Below are 16,754 nucleotides of genomic sequence, written 5' to 3'. Positions count from 1 at the left end.
GCAATTCCCTTCTTCGTATAAATTCTTTAATGTTCTTTACATAGCCGCCAGCTGTACTTTTTGTTGAATTTCCAGCAACTTCTCTTTGTAGGCAGAATCAGTATCCATAAGGTTTTCAACAGTCTGACAAGAGTGAATAACCGTTGTGTGATCTTTACCTGTAAAGTGTTCTCCTATTGACTTTAATGAGTTTCTTGTGAATTTTTTTGCAAGATACATTGTGATCTGACGAGCTTGTACTATTTCGCGTTTACGTGTTTTAGACAGCAGATCATTGTAAGTAACGTTGTAGAAATTGCATACCATCTTTTGAATATCTTCAATACTCAATTCCTTGAAAGAAGATTTTACAAAATTCTTCAACACACGTTTTGCCAGTTCGAGGTCAATCTCTTTTTTATTCAAAGTTGCCTGTGCAAAAAGCGAGATAACGGTTCCTTCCAAATCGCGCACATTGTTTTGAACATTGTATGCTACATATTGCACCACTTCTTCCGGAATTTCCAATCCTTCATTGCGCATTTTCATTTCCAGAATGGCTTTGCGTGTGTCATAATCAGGTGATTGGATTTCGGCGTGTAATCCCCATCTGAAACGGCTTAAAAGACGTTCCTGCATGCCTTCCAAATCCTTAGGGGGCGTATCGCTTGTCAATACAATTTGCTTGCCATTCTGATGCAAGTGATTAAAGATTGCAAAGAATACATCCTGTGTTTTTGTTGCACTAACAAACAAATGAATATCATCCAACAACAACACATCAATCAATTGATAGAAATGAATAAAATCATTGACTTCCTGATTTTTTGAATGATCAATAAACTGATTGATGAATTTCTCTGTACTTACGTATAAAACGGATTTATTAGGATGAAGCCTGCGTACTTCATTACCTATTGCCTGCAATAAATGTGTTTTTCCACAGCCTGTTCCTCCAAAGATCATTAATGGATTAAATGCAGTAGCACCGGGTTTTTGAGCAATATGCACACCGGCAGTTCTTGCCAATCTGTTACATTCGCCTTCAATATAATTATCAAAGGTAGAATTAGGATTTAACTGGGGATCAATCTGTACCCGTTTCATTCCCGGAATAATGAATGGATTTTTGATCTTTAATGGATCTTCCATTACATAGTCCAGATTCACATAATTATTATCTTTAGGAGCCTTAGGGTGTGCACTGCCGGGCAACTGCATTGTAGCAGGTTGTTGCTGACGTTGCTGTGCGTTTGCTTCCATTTGGATGCGGTATTCCAAGCGGCCTTCGCGTCCTAAAACTCTTTTAATCGTTTTACCCAATAATTCTACATAGTGTTCTTCAAGCCACTCATAAAAGAACTGACTCGGTACTTGTATCGTTAAAACGCCATTTACAAGAGCCGCAGCCTTTATAGGCTCAAACCATGTTTGAAATGCCCGCCAATTTACATTGTCCTTGATGATACCAAGACATTTCTCCCAGGCTGTAACCGCGTCTGTATTAGATGTATTAATGTTTTGTTGGGATGGAGTCATTTAAATTATTAAAGGGGGTAAAGTTGTTTTAATGCTTTTTTCGGTATAATGGTTTTGTTTTTTCAAAAAATAACGAAGACGGCTTTTGCTTCTGATTGTATTTTTAATCAAAAGACATACCAAAATCTGTAAATTTAAAATGATTTTTTCTCCGTAAAACTTGGTTGAAAATATGAAATAATATTCAATAAATGCAAGCCAAATTTTTCTTTCGTTATTCCTGAATCCTCAATGCGAAATTCTCAACATTTTGTTGAAAAAAAAAATTATCAACCTATTGTTTGTTTGGTTAGAATTACAGTTTGGGCATTGGAGAGTTTGACATTTTTTTTGCTGTCGAATACATAATCAAGTTTGCCTAATCTGACACCTGCCCAACCCATTTGATTGACAATTACGTCAATTCCTTTTTTATTTTTTATTATAGTGGGGGTATCTAAAAATGTATGCGTGTGCCCGCCAATGATTAAGTCAATATATTCGGTTTCCTGTGCAATTATACAATCGCTTACTTTATTGCCATTGTATTGAAAACCAAGATGGGAAAGGCATATAACAAAATCGCAATTTTTCTTCTTCTTTAATAGCTCACTATATTCTTTTGCTTTTTCAATCGGATCCATATATTTTGTCTGGCCGTAAGCCTCTGTAGGAACCAGGCCGTGTAATTGAATCCCAAGACCGAACACTCCGATTTTCAAATTTCCCTTTTTGAAAATTTTATATGGCTGGGTTTTACCCTCCAGAGGAGTATTATTGAAATCATAATTAGCAATAAGAATAGGAAAATTTGCATGTGGTAACTGCAAAGCAAAGCCCTCAATGCCTGCATCGAAATCATGGTTCCCCATTGTAGTTGCATCGTATTGCATCATGCTCATTGCTTTAATTTCAGGTTCGCCCTTATATAAATTAAAATACGGTGTTCCCTGAAAAATATCGCCGGCATCCAAAAGCAGTACATGTTCTTCCTGCGATCTTATTTTTTCTATAGCGCTTGCTCTTGCAGCTACTCCTCCAAGCCCCTGATATTTGCTGCCATCCATCGGAAAAGGATCGAGCCTGCTATGCACATCATTGGTATGTAAAATTGTTAACCTTGTTTCAGTCGCTCCTGCCAGTGCCTGAAACGGAAAACCTCCGGCCATTAGTAATCCTCCACCTATTGTGGCCTGTTTTATGAAATCTCTTCTATTCTGCATATCGAATTCTTTTTTCAAGTTCTACATGAAGCTTTTGTCCTTTTGCCTGTAATGCTCTTATGTGCTCTATTAAAATGTCTCTGATAAAAACATCGAGATATTCTTTTTTGCAATCAGCCAGAAAATCGCAGTTGTCACCTCCATTGGCAATGTAGTCAGATAATGCTGTTTCGTAAATTATCTGATCATTTACAGGTTGCCCGTTTACCAATATATTCTCTGCTTCTTTCCCTTTAATAGAATAAGTAAGACCTGTAATTGGCCAACCTCCGTAAGATGCCATGTGATTACAAAATTGTCTCAATGTCTTTCCCGGAATATCCACTATCGTGAGCATGTTGTCAAATGGCATTATTTCATAAATTTTCCCTTTGGAAATAGCACCGGGCCCAACATACGGTAAACGAATGCCGCCGTAATTAATAACAGATATGACAACCTTCGGATATCTTTTTTGTGCATATTGCAATTGTGCATCTGTCATGAAATTGCCTAAAGTACATTCAGGTTGTGCTTTAGATAAAGGCACATCGCTGTAGCCAATAATTTCATTCATGATGGTATCCATCTTTTTTCTGTATGGACTCAGAAATGTTTCAAATGTAGTGTCACGATGGATGCTACTATCAATGATAGTATAACTGGTATTATAAGAGACTACTTGTTTTTTTGTAACGGCGCAACTGCCAAAGATTAATAGTAGTGTAAAAAGTTTCGCTATGCCGGTTAAGACCTTCATGGTCGTATTTTATTTTTAGAATAGAATTTAAAACTGTTTCATGTAGTACAATATACCGCTATCGTCTTCGACGATCAATTCATCTTTTGTAAGCTTCCATACTATAATACGATGTTCCTTATTATTATCATCCGATATAATTATATCAGAACCTTTCAATGCTCTGATTGGAAACATGGAAATGCCATTATTTATTGTGACTATGCCATAATTATTCATGGTTAAATCAGGATGAAAGGAAAGGGTTTTTATAAGCTCTTTATAATTTATTTTTCCGGGGCCATCTTTCCTTTTTCTGCTATAGGCTTGCCATTCACCTTTTAAAAGAAATGTATCTATTGAGCTTACCGGCTTTAATGGTAAAGTTCTTTCATTAATGGCAGCCGTTGCATCTGCTGCACTCAAGTCTTTGGATTCTCTTGCAAATATGTGAATGTAATCTTCATCGCCGATTCTTATTTCTTTTTCGTCTTGTTTAATAATTTGATATTGTTCTTCGCCTACTTCTAAAAGATCATTACTTATGGTACCACTATATTCGAAAGAACCTCTGCGCATTTTTAAAGACTCCTTAGTTACGTTATTTATCCGCATAGTATCGGTATAGGCCACAGATTTATCTTTGCGGTCTGTTCTGCTTATTTCTTTCCATCGGTTGGAATAGTTTTCCTGTGCATTCAGAAATAAAGGAAGGAATAATATAAAAAGTGTTGTTCTTTTAAAAAACATGGATGGGCTTATTGAAATTAGTTTCAGACCAACATTAAAAAATGAAATTTAACTTCTTAAAATTTATCTTTGAGAATTCAAATTCAGATCTTATTCAAAATTAAAATTTTAATTGAATGCTTAGCGTTAAAAAATCATTGTATTTGGGGCTTGTAGCAATTGGTGCCGCCTCTTGTTCCAATAATCAGAATCAAAGTCACGAAGGGAAGAAAGATATTCTGGTCTCCAATATGGATACGACTGTCAATCCTGCAAATGACTTCTTTGAATATGCAAATGGAGGGTGGCTGAAAAATAATCCGATTCCGGACGATCAGAAAAGCTGGGGGATAGCACATTTAGTTGATGAAGATTTATATGAAAGAAAAAAAGTCATAAATGAAGATGCGCTTAAAAAACCGAATGATGCTACATCGCAAAAGATTGCCAATTTCTGGAAAAGCGGCATGGATACTGTAGCGATTAACAAAAATGGTATTGAACCTTTAAGGCCAGAATTGAATGAAATAGATGCTATACAAACAAAAGCAGACGTATTGAAAGTAGTTGCTGATTTGAAAAAGAAAGGCATTGAAGCTATGTTTGACGATGGTGTTGCGCAGGATGAAATGAATAGCGAAAAGATGGTTTTCAATTTAGGCCAGGGTGGATTAGGTTTGCCAAACAGGGATTATTATTTTAATAATGATGAACGGACAAAAAAAATCAGGGAAGCGTATCCTGCACACATTGAAAAGATGTTTATGCTTGCGGGCCTTGCTTCTGCCGGGAATTCAAAACAGATAAGCAATGACATCATGAAGCTGGAAACAACGCTGGCAAAGGCAAGCAGGAAGCTGGAAGATCTTCGTGACCCGTATAAAAACTATAACAAATATGCTGTAAGCAATCTGAAAAGTATAACACCTGATATTGACTGGAACAGTTGGTTGCCATTGTTGAATGTAAAAGGCATCGATACTGTGATTGTGGGCCAGCCTGAGTTTTTTAAGGCTGTAAATGCTGCATTAAAAACAGAAAGCATAGATACATGGAAAAATTATCTTAAATGGTGTTTATTGAATTCGACGGCTTCTTATTTAAATGCAGATATCGAGAATGCAAACTTTGCTTTCTATGATCAGTTGCTGAATGGTACAAAAGCACAAAAGCCACGTTGGAAAAGGATTTTGGATACAGAAGAAGGTGCAATAGGAGAGGCGTTGGGCCAACTTTTTGTAAAAGAATATTTCAATGAAAAAGCAAAGAAGCGATATAGTGATATGGTTGAAGATATCAGAGGTGCTTTGAAAGACAGAATTAAAAATCTTACATGGATGAGTGAAGTTACCAAGCAAAAGGCGTTGGTTAAGCTGGAGAAAATGAAAAAGAAAGTAGGTTATCCAGATAAATGGAAAGATTTTTCTGCTATGGAAATTAAAGACCAGCCTTATGTCAGAAATGTTATTGCAGCCAATGAATGGTGGCATAACTATAGTGTCAATAAACTCGGCAAACCTGTTGACAGAGATGAATGGGATATGACGCCGCAAACCTATAATGCTTATTATAACCCTTCCAATAACGAAATAGTGTTGCCTGCCGGTATCTTTACTGTTCCTGGTATGAGAGATGAAGATTTGGATGATGCATTGGTCTATGGTTATGCAGCTGCTTCAACTATTGGTCATGAAATAACACATGGCTTTGATGACCAGGGACGTCAATACGATGAAAATGGTAACTTAAGAAACTGGTGGACTAAAGAAGATGAAATACAATTCAATAACCGTGCTGCTTTGATAATTCGCCAGTTTAACGGCTATATTCCTGTTGATAGCATGCATATAAACGGGAATGCCACGCAAGGTGAAAATATTGCCGATCTTGGTGGTATATTGCTTGGCTGGGATGCTTTTACAAAGAAAGAACAATATAAGAAAGGTGAATCAATAAATGGATTAACTCCAGGTCAGCGTTTCTTTATGGGTTATTCGTTAGGTTGGTTGTATAATATCAGAAAAGAATCAATGGCAAAGCAATTACTTACCGACGTTCATTCTCCGGCGAAATACAGAGTTAACGGGCCTTTTTCTGATGTCGATGCTTTTTATAAAGTGTATAATGTTAAACAAGGTGATGGTATGTTTATCGCCGATAGTTTAAGAGTGAAAATTTGGTAGTTGTCAAATTTATATCAGTAGTTAAATTAAGCAGAAAGCGTCCTTTATTACAAAGGACGCTTTCCGTTTAATCATAAGTATTATTATCTCCAACGCAAAGGATTGCGCTTATGCTGCCAGATGTAATTTTGAATATTCATCCAGAAAGCAAGAATCATATAAATGATAAGCGGTGAACCTAACGTAAGAAAAGAAATGTAAATAAACCATAACCTTATGCGGGAAGTGGCAATGCCGAGTTTTTCGCCTAAAGCACTGCATACGCCAAAGGCTTGCCATTCAATATAATTTTTTATTTTGTACAAAGGGCTTTTCATAAATGCTACAGAGTTCTGATTACTCTAATACAAAGATATTTAGTTTTTGCGTACCATAAACTATTAATAAAGTCCTTAACGTATAAATATCAACTGCTTCCAATGAAAAAAACCTTCCGGATTAGGAAGGTTTTTTTATTAAGCTTTTGCTTTTTTAGCTGCTGCTGTTTTTCTTACTTTAGCCGGACGAACGTTACCGAAAGTGCCACTGAAGATTTTTCCTTTTTTAGTGCGATTGTCACCTCTACCCATGGTAATCTGTTTTTAATTGAAATTAATAATGCGCGAAAATACAAAAACCCATGAAATAATCATGGGTTCTTAATACTTATATAGTAAGATTTTTATTTTTTTCCTCCAATTTTTGTAGAAAACTCCTTCCCTGCCTTGAATTTGGGAACTTTCTTAGCTTTAATTTTTATAACCGCACCCGTTTGTGGGTTACGTCCGTTACGAGCACTTCGCTCTGAAACAGAAAAAGTACCAAAACCAACAAGTGTAATACGATCACCTTTTTTCAAGGCATTCACTACGCCATTTGTCAGCGCATCAAGCGCTTCGTTCGCTTGTGCCTTTGTAAGCGATGCATCTTTAGCAAGCATATCTATTAGTTCTGCTTTGTTCATGATTACATTTTTTTTGGAGTTAAGAATGGATGTATAACAAATGTACTAATATTTTCATTAGTTGCTACTGACTGACAAAAAATAAAATCGGACGATATGGTCTGAAAATTAATCGATGATTGTGTTCTTTTAATGAAGTGTTTTTACCGATTCTTTACAATTGTAAGTAATGTATGTTACGTTGCTTTCGCAAAGCTTTTTAAGATTTGCAAGGCCTGTCGAAAAGTCTTTGTCCATTCTTTTATCAAGATTCATAAACAAGCTACTAACTGCATTCCATGGATAACTGAATTCTGTATCAAACGACCATGTAATCTTTGTTTTGTTCCCATCAGGCAATAAGATATATTTTACTGCAGCTTTCTTTTCAAATGGTTCTTTGAATTCCAGATCGATGTTGATGTGATCGAATGGCGCAATCTCTATAAAAGTCTGGCTTCCGGTACCGACATCATCATTGCCGATCCAACTATATGTTGCGCCGGGTGTTCCGTCTGTTCCGGAAATAGATTTTTGAATTTTCGGATCCTGAATACTCCATGGATCCCATTTTTCAAAATTGGAAAATGTGCTTATATTTTTCCATACTTCTTCTTTTGGGGCATTTATAACTATGCTTTTTTCGAAATGAAATTTTGGAGAGATAAAAAAGCCGGCTACCAATATAATTATGACCAAAAGCAAAATAATAATTCCAAGAAGCTTGAAAAATCTTTTCATACAAGGTTAAATATTGGATTATCGCATTAATGATTAAATGCGGATAAAAATAAGCGTTATTTTTTATAATCCAACAAGAAAGCCACATGTTTGGGTTGTGTTGCTTTTTTTTATCGTTTATGATTATTAGAGAGACTCCTTATTTTGAAGCTATATCATCACAAATTATTTTCACTGTCTATTTTTGATTAATTTTGAATTTAGATTTAACCAATTTACACAATACTATAATGTTCGGCTTCCTCAAAAAAAAAGAAAAACAACCCAGTGATATACCTTCTGTAAATTGGTCTTTCCTTAAAACGGACATGCATTCTCATTTGATTCCGGGCATTGATGATGGTACGGCAGATATGGAACAATCATTATCATTGTTGCAAAAGCTGCAAGAAGCCGGATTTTCAAAAATTGTCACAACACCTCACATAAGTCTCGATTATTTTCCAAATGCAGAATCAACAATACTTACCGGTCTTGAAAATTTGAAAGATGCAGTAAGAGAAAATAGTATTAATCTGGAAGTACATGCTGCTGCCGAATACATGATTGACGAAAGTTTAATGAAAAAACTTGCATCAAATGAGCAATTGTTGACTTTAGATGGAGAACATGTTTTGTTTGAAATGGGTTTTGTACAAGAGGATCGTAATTTAATGCAGGTGATTTTTGAATTGCAGACAAGAGGCTATAAACCTGTGTTGGCACATCCGGAACGTTATAACTTTTATATTGATGCATCTATTGACACTTTGCAGAAACTAAAAGATGCAGGTTGTTTATTTCAGTTAAATACAATTGCATTGTCAGGATATTACGGTAAGCATATCAAGTTATTTGCCGAAAAAATATTGAAAGAAGGTTTATACGAATTTGCAGGTACCGATATTCATCATGAGCGGCATCTTGGGGCTTTACTCAGTATCTATCAGCCTTCGGTTATACAAACTTTAAAAGCATATCCTTTTTTAAATAAAAATATTTAATTTTATTATTTGTATTTGTTTTTATAATAAAAATTTACACTTAAATATATTAAATGGAATTTTATATTACTCTATTGTTTTCTTTCTGTAAAGAAAAATTGAAAAGTTTGCTCTTTTGGAATATTGTAGTACATTTGTGCTGAAATTGAAAGATTCTGTTGATAATGTAATTGTTTTTATTTATTTGCAGAAGACCAATAGCGGGAATTGACCACTCCTGAAGCCAATTGACCAGAATACAAGATTTAATCCTTTCACTGTAGTGAAATCACATCAACTAGTGTTTCAGATTAATTTCGTTTTTGGATACATAATAAATCATTTTTGATTTGTTCTTTACGGTTTGTTTTTCTATCAGACGGAATGACGTATCGTTTTATTTTTATATCATTGACAGATAATATCAAACCCATATTATAGTCAATTAAATTTGAAAATATGCCAAAATTTTTGCCATTTTCCCAATGGTTTATGTTTGATTTATTGTCTTTAGCTAAAGACAATAATAAAGAGATATTCGGGAAAGTTTAAACACTGATGTAGAGTGCAGATCGGAAATGAGGCTGCACTTATTGTGTTGTAATAATTTTTTTGTTCTATAAATAAAACCATAACCAAACTTTATCATTAAATCCAAAATCAGCAATTATTAAAACTCCAATTATGCAAAAAATTTATTTAACGGCTATGACAATCCTTGCAGCGGCATTTTGCTTCAATACTGCTTCAGCACAGGATGACCTTATGCAAGGTGCAAAAGGTGAAGCTAAAGTTGAAAAAGAAAAGAAAGGCTTTTTCATTCAACCGACATCTGTAGGACTGTCAGTAGGAACTTCAGGAGTTGGTCTTGAGTTTTGCGGTAACCTGAACAAACGATTTAATTTAAGAGCAGGTTTTGGCTATATCCCAAAATTCAATTACAGTAAAACTGATGAAATTGGTCAATACACTGTAAAAACAGACTATAAAACTCAAGCGTTCCAGCTTCATTTCTTTGGAGATTGGTTTGTTTTCGGTCCTAATTTCCACCTTACTGCGGGTGTTGCAGGTTATATGGGCGGTAAAAGTACAGCCAGATCTATTCCTGTCGGAGATTACTATTATGGTGATATCAATATCAACGATGATCCTGAACGTATGGGATATGTTGAAAGTAAAGTTAGTTTGAATACAATTGGTTTATATGCCGGATTAGGCTGGCAAAATCTGATCAGCACCAATCATTTTGGTTTATCACTTGATTTGGGTACTTATTATGCTTTAACACGCCCTGAAGTAAATATGTCAACTACCGGTTATCTGGTAGGTAATGAAACAAATCGTCAGCAATTGGCAGATAACCTTAAAAATTATCGTTGGTTGCCGACACTTCAGTTAGGATTTAATTACAAATTTTAAGTATAAAACCAACGACTTAATAAATCTAACAAAAATACAAGATGAAAAAAATATTATATATAGCAGTAGCATTATTCAGTGTTTGTTTTACGCAATGTACCAAACCTACAAAGGATTTTACATTCAGTATTAATCCTAAACCGTTTGACCACACGGTTACTATGAATTTCTATGATCCGAAAACAGCTAAAGCGCCTGCCAATATTACACTTACAATTACCGGTCAGAATGCAAATGATGTTTACGAGATTAGCGGTGTAAAAACTTACAATGTAGTTGATGGAATTATATCATTAGGTTTATTGTATAAAGCAAATCCAACTGAAGGAAACCCTGCTACTTTTACAGTTAAAGCAGAAGCCCCTGGTTATTTAACAGCGCTTATTCCTATTACAATTAAAGCGGGTCAACCTATCAAATTGGTTAACGTAAGCATGGTTAATATTGATAACCCGCCAAGTGGTGTAAATGTACAACAAACAAGTACTCCTTTGACAGGTGGTAGTACAGCTACAGATGTAGTGATTCCTCCTCCTGCAGATGCTCAACCGGGTGATCAGGTCGTGTCCATTGATATTCCATCAGGTACTTCTTTCAAGGATGAAGCAGGTAATGTTATTACCGGTTCAACTTTAACAAGTACTGTTGTAAGTTTTGGTTCTACAGATCCTGGATCTTTAAGTGCATTCCCCGGAGGAACAGCTTCTGATAATATTAAAGATGCAAGTGGTAATACAGTTGCAGGCCGTTTCCGTACTGCAGGTTTTGCTGATATTACAATGGCTGTAGGTAACACGGATGTAAAAACGTTTTCACAACCTATTACTTTACATATGGGTATTGATGGCACACAAATTAACCCAGCTACCGGGACTTTGTTTGCTGCAGGCCAGACAATACCGGTTTGGAGCTATCAGATTGCAACTGGTCAATGGAGTTATGAGCAGGTTGCAACAATTACGAATGGTGCAAACGGCTTGGAAGCAAGTTTTCCTACTTCCCACCTTACTTATTACAACTTAGCTGTAATGGAAGATATTTGTAACAGTTCTTCAATTGTATTTAACACGGGTTTAGCATCATCAGAGAGCTTTTTAGTGGATATATTTGCTGCGAATGAACCTAATATTCCTCTTGTTTCAGGATTCCTTGTTCAGGTTGCAAATGGCGGAACAGTTACTTTTGATAATGTACCTACCGGCAATTTGAATGTTAAAGTATATAGAAATACTGCTGCTAACAGCCAGTCAAATTTCATGGTGAGAGATGGTAATCCGGTTGGTGTTTATTCCGGCGCATTGTGTGGTAGCACACCAACGATTACATTGAGCATTCCTGTATTGACTCCAATCAATTTTGATATTCAGGGACAATGTCCTAATAACTCTACTAATCCTATTGTTAGGCCTACAGTGGATGTTTGGTATCGTGCTACAGGTTCTGGTAGTGCTTATCAATTATTAGGTCAGGTACAGCAAGGTTATTTTTCAACTACCAATTTAAGCTTGAATTCAACATATGATTTTAAAGTTATCTGGGGTGGTAATAAGGTTTTCCTTAAGACTCGCAATGTAGATGCTGTAAATTATCAAAGGACAATAGTAGTTCCTCAAGATCAGATTGCGACGTTCTGTCAATAATTTGAAATTGATTTATTTAAATTTCAAATGAATTATTTTAAGGCTCTGTCAATTAACTATTTGATTCGACAGAGCCTATATTTTAATAAAAATATAATCATTAGCAAGTGAATTATTTTACTGAAAGCCGTATCATCAAGAACTTTTATTTAGTTAGTTTATTATTTGTAATTTTATTTTCTATTTCATCATGCGTCAGCAATAAAAGAATATCCTATTTTCAAGATATATCTTCTGATTCCTCCAATATTGTTTATAAAAACGGCATACAAATCCCTGTCACTAAAATTGAGGATATAACAATTCAAAATGGTGATATATTAAATGTTACAATACAAACTATAGATCCTGATTTAAATGCCTCTTTAAGAAATAATTATAATACGACGCCTCAACAAGGGGCTTCTGCTTCAGTTGCTCCTAATGGCAATACAAATGCTGTATTTGGATATTTAGTGGATGATGACGGTATAATTGAATTACCTATAGCAGGTAAAATTAAAGTAGGGGGCCTGACCACGGCTGAAGCAAAAGAAGCTATCAGAGAGAAAGCAAAAAGTTATTACAAAGATCCAATTGTCAATGTCCAGATCGCAAATTTCAAAATTACTGTTATTGGGGAAGTGGGTAGACCCGGTTCTTATTTAATTAATGGAGAAAGAGTCAGTATTTTAGATGCCATTGGACAAGCAGGAGACTTGACAATTTTTGGTTTGCGAGATAATGTCCTATTATCTAGAAAGGAAAACGGGAAACAGACAATTGTTCGTTTTGATCTGACATCTTCAAATATATATCAGTCTCCATATTTTTATTTAAAGCAAGGCGACGTAATATATGTCCAACCAAGTAAAGGTAAGGCTTCAGCAAATGATACTGCTATGTTGCGATATTATGCACTTTTTACATCAACTCTCTCTTTAATTGTTGTTCTGATTGCCCGACTATAGTTTTACGTTTTTTTAAAAGAAGCTCAATAGATTTTTAAAATGGAAGATAAACTTTCATCATTCCGAAAATGGGATGACCTAAATGAAGAAAAAGGAATAGATTTTAGTAAAATAATATATAAAATAAAACAGCTATGGCCTTGGATGCTTTTTTGTTGTTTTTGCACTGTTTTCTTATCGTACATTTATTTATATTTTAGTACTCCGTTATATGATATAAATGCTAAAATACTAATAAAGGATGAAAGTCAGCTTGGGGGTAGTAATAATGGCCAGACAAGCATGCTTCAAAGTATAGGTCTATTATCTAGTGCTGGTAATGTTAATAATGAGCTTGAAATAATTAAAAGTTATTCTTTAATACGAAAAGTTGTTAGCGATTTACAATTAAATATTAAATTATTCAAACATGGTAGCCTCAAATCTGTAGAGATATATGGAAAACAAAGTCCATTTTTGTTTTCTTTCGTAACTTTTAGTTCAAAAGGCTTAAAAGATGGAGTAGCGAAGTATGAAATCTCTTATGACAAAAACGGAATTGCATTTTCAGACGAAAATGAAACTGTTTATCGTGCAAAATGGGGGGATTCGCTTTTATTGCCTGTTGGAAAAGTGGTTATTGCAAAAGGGAATTTACAGCGATTTAATAGTTTTGATAAATATTCGATTGAAATATACAATCCAGAAGGTGTAGCCAATAGTTATGTAAAAGGAATTGGGGCTGAATTAACAAACAAGGAATCTGACGCCATTACATTATCAATCGAAGAATCTGTTCCTGAAAAAGGTGAACAGATAATAAATGATTTGATAAAAGTCTACATGCAGGCTAATGTTGACGATAATAATAAAATTGCGGATAGTTCTATGGCTTTTATTGACTCTCGCTTAGTAGTAGTAGGAGATCAATTATCAAATATTGAAAAAGCAATACAAGGTTTTAAGCAGAAATATGAGTTAACGGATCTGTCACAGCAAGCACAGGCTTTGGTACAAAGTTCAAGTGAAAATGCTAATGATTTAGCGAAACAACAGGTTTTGGTGGAAGTAATTGAGTCACTTGAAAAATACATACGTGATAATCAAGAAAATCCTCGAATAGTGCCGGCCTCTTTGGTCGTACAAGATCCAACCTTAAATTCCATAATAGCGCAATATAATAGCTTATTAATGCAGCGTTCCAGATTAATGTTGGCAACTACTGCAAATAATCCTATGATTTTGAATATGGACGACCAAATCAGAAATCTGAGAGCTGATTTACTTAATGGTATCGTTTCTGTTAGAATTGGTGCTCAAACTGCCCTTAATGTTATGAAATCCCATATTGCAGTGATGGAAGGACGTATTAGGGAAGTTCCGGAGAAGGAAAGGGTATATTTAGATTATAGTCGTCAACAATCTATCAGGCAAGAATTGTACTTATTCTTATTACAAAAGAGAGAAGAGACAGCAATTTCGAAATCATCAACAATCGCTAATGCCAGAATTATAGATTCTGCCAGAGCAAATACAAGTCCTACAAAACCTAAACGACCATTGACTATCGGTTTTGCTTTTGTCTTTGGATTAATATTACCTTATTTAATAGTTTTTCTTAAAGAACTTTTAAATTCAAAAATTTTAAGCAAACGAGATATCGAAGTAAATACTACTGTTCCGATTGTAGGAGAGATTGGTCACAGCAATGAAGAAAATACTATTGTAATATCCAGGACTTCAAGAACGATTGTAGCTGAACAGTTTAGAGCATTAAGGACTAATTTGCAATATTTATTAGTTGATAAAGGTGAAAAGGTCATACTTGTAACTTCAACTGAAAGCGGGGAGGGTAAATCCTTTATTTCGGCTAATTTAGCTGTTACATTTGCTATTACCGGAAAAAAAGTCTTACTGATAGAAATGGATTTAAGGAAACCAAAAGTAGCATCTACAGTTGGATTGCAGTACACCTTAGGTTACAGTAACTATGCTATTGGAAATGCTACAATTGATGAGATTATATACCCATCTGGTATCGATTCTAATTTATATATTCTTCCAGCAGGTCCAATTCCACCCAATCCTACCGAATTGTTAATGAATGCTGTTACAAGTACGCTTTTTACAGAGTTAAGAGAGCGGTTCGATTATATAATTGTTGATACTACTCCAAATCTTGTAACTGATCCTCAAGTTTTGAGTGGGTATGTTGATGTTACTTTATATTTAGTAAGACTTAATTTTACCAAGAAAAATCAACTTAATGTTCCTAATAATCTTCAGCAAGACAATAGAATGCCAAAACTAAATATTATAGTTAATGATATTACTGCAAAAAGATATGGGGGGGGCTATTATGGTTATGGCTATGGTTACGGCTATGGTTATGGCTATGGTTATGGCTATGGATCATATGGCATTGATGATTCTAATACTAAAAGGCGTAGCATTTTCAAAAGAAGAAAAAAAAGCAAAAAATCAAACCAATAATCAATTTTAACCAAAATCACAAATGAACCATAAGATTGCCGTTATCGGACTGGGATATGTTGGGCTCCCATTAGCGCTTGAGTTTGCAAAAAAATACTCTGTTGTCGGTTTCGATATAAACCAGCAAAGAATTGACGAATTGTCAAGAGGTTATGACCGTACGCTCGAAGCTGATGAGGCTGAATTAAAGTCATTAATAAGTAATGCTTCCAATCCTTTCAGATTTTCAGCCGATATCGAAGGCATTAGAGATTGCAATATTTATATTGTAACAGTACCTACTCCTATTAATGAATACAAAAGCCCTGATTTGATGCCTTTGAAGAAGGCTTCGGAAATGATTGGTAAAATACTTTCAAAAGGAGACATTGTTATTTATGAAAGCACTGTATATCCCGGCTGTACAGAGGAAGATTGTGTACCTGTTTTGGAAAAGTTCAGTGGTATGGCGTATAATAAAGATTTCTTCTGTGGTTATTCTCCAGAAAGAATAAATCCCGGTGACAAAGTAAATACGCTTACCAAAATAAAAAAAGTAACATCTGGTTCAACACCTGAAATCGCCAAGGTAGTAAATGAGTTATATGCTTCTATAATTACTGCAGGTACCCATCTGGCTCCTTCCATGAAAGTTGCAGAGGCAAGTAAAGCTATTGAAAATGCGCAGAGAGATATCAATATTTCTTTTGTAAATGAATTAGCGCTCATTTTTGATCGTATCGGTATTGATACCAATGATGTGATTGATGCAGCAGCTACGAAATGGAATTTCCTTAGATATAAACCAGGTCTGGTAGGTGGGCATTGTATAGGAGTTGATCCTTATTATCTGGCGCATAAGGCAGAATCTTTAGGATACCACCCTCAGGTTATTCTTTCGGGGCGTAGGGTGAATGATAATATGGGAATGTTCGTTGCCAATAAAGTTGTAAAACTGCTTATTAGTAAAGGACATAAAGTAGCAGGTGCTAAAACATTATTGTTAGGCTTCACTTTTAAAGAAAATTGTCCGGATATCCGCAATTCCAGAGTAATTGATATTTACAAAGAATTGGTTCAAATGAGCCTGGATGTAGATGTTTATGATCCTAATGCTGATAAGCATGAAGTAATGGAAGAGTATGGTGTTCAATTAATAGATGCTATTGAATCCAAATACGATGCGATTATTTTAGCTGTTTCTCATGATCAGTTTTTGACTTATGATTTCAATGAGCTAAAGAAAGGAGAAGATAGTATTATTTATGACATTAAATCTTGTTTGGATCGAAACCTGGTAGACGCAAGATTGTAAGGTT

At 35.0% G+C, this 16,754-nt stretch carries 15 protein-coding genes; 7 read left to right on the top strand and 8 right to left on the bottom strand.

Annotation, left to right across the window (positions count from 1 at the left end; all coding sequences use genetic code 11):
- Positions 1–36: 36 nt before the first annotated feature.
- From dnaA to F0919_RS00965, 4 genes are all read right to left on the bottom strand, one after another.
- Positions 37–1,518: a chromosomal replication initiator protein DnaA gene (dnaA, locus tag F0919_RS00980; RefSeq protein WP_150030844.1), complete on the bottom strand. Its 1,482-nt coding sequence runs from the start codon at positions 1,516–1,518 to the stop codon at positions 37–39.
- Positions 1,519–1,787: 269 nt separating this feature from the next.
- On the bottom strand, positions 1,788–2,720 hold the full coding sequence (locus F0919_RS00975) for a metallophosphoesterase (RefSeq protein WP_150030843.1): 933 nt from the start codon (positions 2,718–2,720) through the stop codon (positions 1,788–1,790).
- On the bottom strand, positions 2,710–3,459 hold the full coding sequence (locus tag F0919_RS00970) for a 5'-nucleotidase C-terminal domain-containing protein (RefSeq protein ID WP_150030842.1): 750 nt from the start codon (positions 3,457–3,459) through the stop codon (positions 2,710–2,712). The genes F0919_RS00975 and F0919_RS00970 overlap by 11 nt, the downstream gene beginning before the upstream one ends.
- A gap of 27 nt (positions 3,460–3,486) precedes the next feature.
- Positions 3,487–4,188, bottom strand: a complete 702-nt coding sequence (locus F0919_RS00965) for a hypothetical protein (RefSeq protein ID WP_150030841.1) — start codon at positions 4,186–4,188, stop codon at positions 3,487–3,489.
- Between the two features lie 116 nt (positions 4,189–4,304).
- Here F0919_RS00965 and F0919_RS00960 point away from each other — a divergent pair, with 116 nt between their 5' ends.
- Positions 4,305–6,350, top strand: a complete 2,046-nt coding sequence (locus F0919_RS00960) for a M13 family metallopeptidase (RefSeq protein ID WP_150030840.1) — start codon at positions 4,305–4,307, stop codon at positions 6,348–6,350.
- Positions 6,351–6,433: 83 nt separating this feature from the next.
- Here the strand turns inward: F0919_RS00960 and F0919_RS00955 are convergent, their stop codons facing one another.
- The 4 genes from F0919_RS00955 to F0919_RS00940 all read right to left on the bottom strand — a co-directional run bounded on the left by F0919_RS00955 (position 6,434) and on the right by F0919_RS00940 (position 8,013).
- On the bottom strand, positions 6,434–6,667 hold the full coding sequence (locus F0919_RS00955) for a PspC domain-containing protein (RefSeq protein ID WP_235903429.1): 234 nt from the start codon (positions 6,665–6,667) through the stop codon (positions 6,434–6,436).
- 138 nt (positions 6,668–6,805) lie between these two features.
- Entirely contained in the window at positions 6,806–6,919 is a 114-nt protein-coding gene (locus F0919_RS00950; RefSeq protein ID WP_150030839.1) for a 30S ribosomal protein THX, read from the bottom strand.
- 92 nt (positions 6,920–7,011) lie between these two features.
- A complete protein-coding gene (locus F0919_RS00945; protein WP_150030838.1) occupies positions 7,012–7,293 on the bottom strand; it encodes an HU family DNA-binding protein in 282 nt (93 codons plus the stop codon).
- Between the two features lie 129 nt (positions 7,294–7,422).
- Entirely contained in the window at positions 7,423–8,013 is a 591-nt protein-coding gene (locus F0919_RS00940; protein WP_150030837.1) for an SRPBCC family protein, read from the bottom strand.
- A 308-nt stretch (positions 8,014–8,321) separates the two neighbouring features.
- Between F0919_RS00940 and F0919_RS00935 the strand changes: the two genes are divergently transcribed.
- The 6 genes from F0919_RS00935 to F0919_RS00910 all read left to right on the top strand — a co-directional run bounded on the left by F0919_RS00935 (position 8,322) and on the right by F0919_RS00910 (position 16,750).
- The gene (locus F0919_RS00935; RefSeq protein ID WP_190277218.1) at positions 8,322–8,996 is read left to right on the top strand and encodes a tyrosine-protein phosphatase; all 675 of its coding nucleotides are present in this window, start codon (positions 8,322–8,324) and stop codon (positions 8,994–8,996) included.
- Between the two features lie 663 nt (positions 8,997–9,659).
- Positions 9,660–10,394, top strand: coding sequence for a hypothetical protein (locus F0919_RS00930; RefSeq protein ID WP_150030835.1), 735 nt, complete (start codon positions 9,660–9,662; stop codon positions 10,392–10,394).
- 41 nt (positions 10,395–10,435) lie between these two features.
- Positions 10,436–12,034 carry a hypothetical protein gene (locus tag F0919_RS00925; RefSeq protein WP_150030834.1) on the top strand — a complete coding sequence of 533 codons (1,599 nt, stop codon included), beginning with the start codon at positions 10,436–10,438 and terminating at the stop codon, positions 12,032–12,034.
- A 107-nt stretch (positions 12,035–12,141) separates the two neighbouring features.
- The gene (locus F0919_RS00920; protein ID WP_150030833.1) at positions 12,142–12,984 is read left to right on the top strand and encodes a polysaccharide biosynthesis/export family protein; all 843 of its coding nucleotides are present in this window, start codon (positions 12,142–12,144) and stop codon (positions 12,982–12,984) included.
- 39 nt (positions 12,985–13,023) lie between these two features.
- Positions 13,024–15,456, top strand: coding sequence for a GumC family protein (locus F0919_RS00915; RefSeq protein WP_150030832.1), 2,433 nt, complete (start codon positions 13,024–13,026; stop codon positions 15,454–15,456).
- 22 nt (positions 15,457–15,478) lie between these two features.
- A complete protein-coding gene (locus F0919_RS00910; protein ID WP_150030831.1) occupies positions 15,479–16,750 on the top strand; it encodes a nucleotide sugar dehydrogenase in 1,272 nt (423 codons plus the stop codon).
- The last annotated feature ends 4 nt before the right edge of the window (positions 16,751–16,754 follow it).

This window comes from Taibaiella lutea, from assembly GCF_008629695.1.
GTDB classification, from domain to species: Bacteria; Bacteroidota; Bacteroidia; order Chitinophagales; family Chitinophagaceae; genus Taibaiella; species Taibaiella lutea.
Note: the sequence above shows the minus strand (reverse complement) of the source record. Positions and strands in the feature narration are given on the sequence as shown.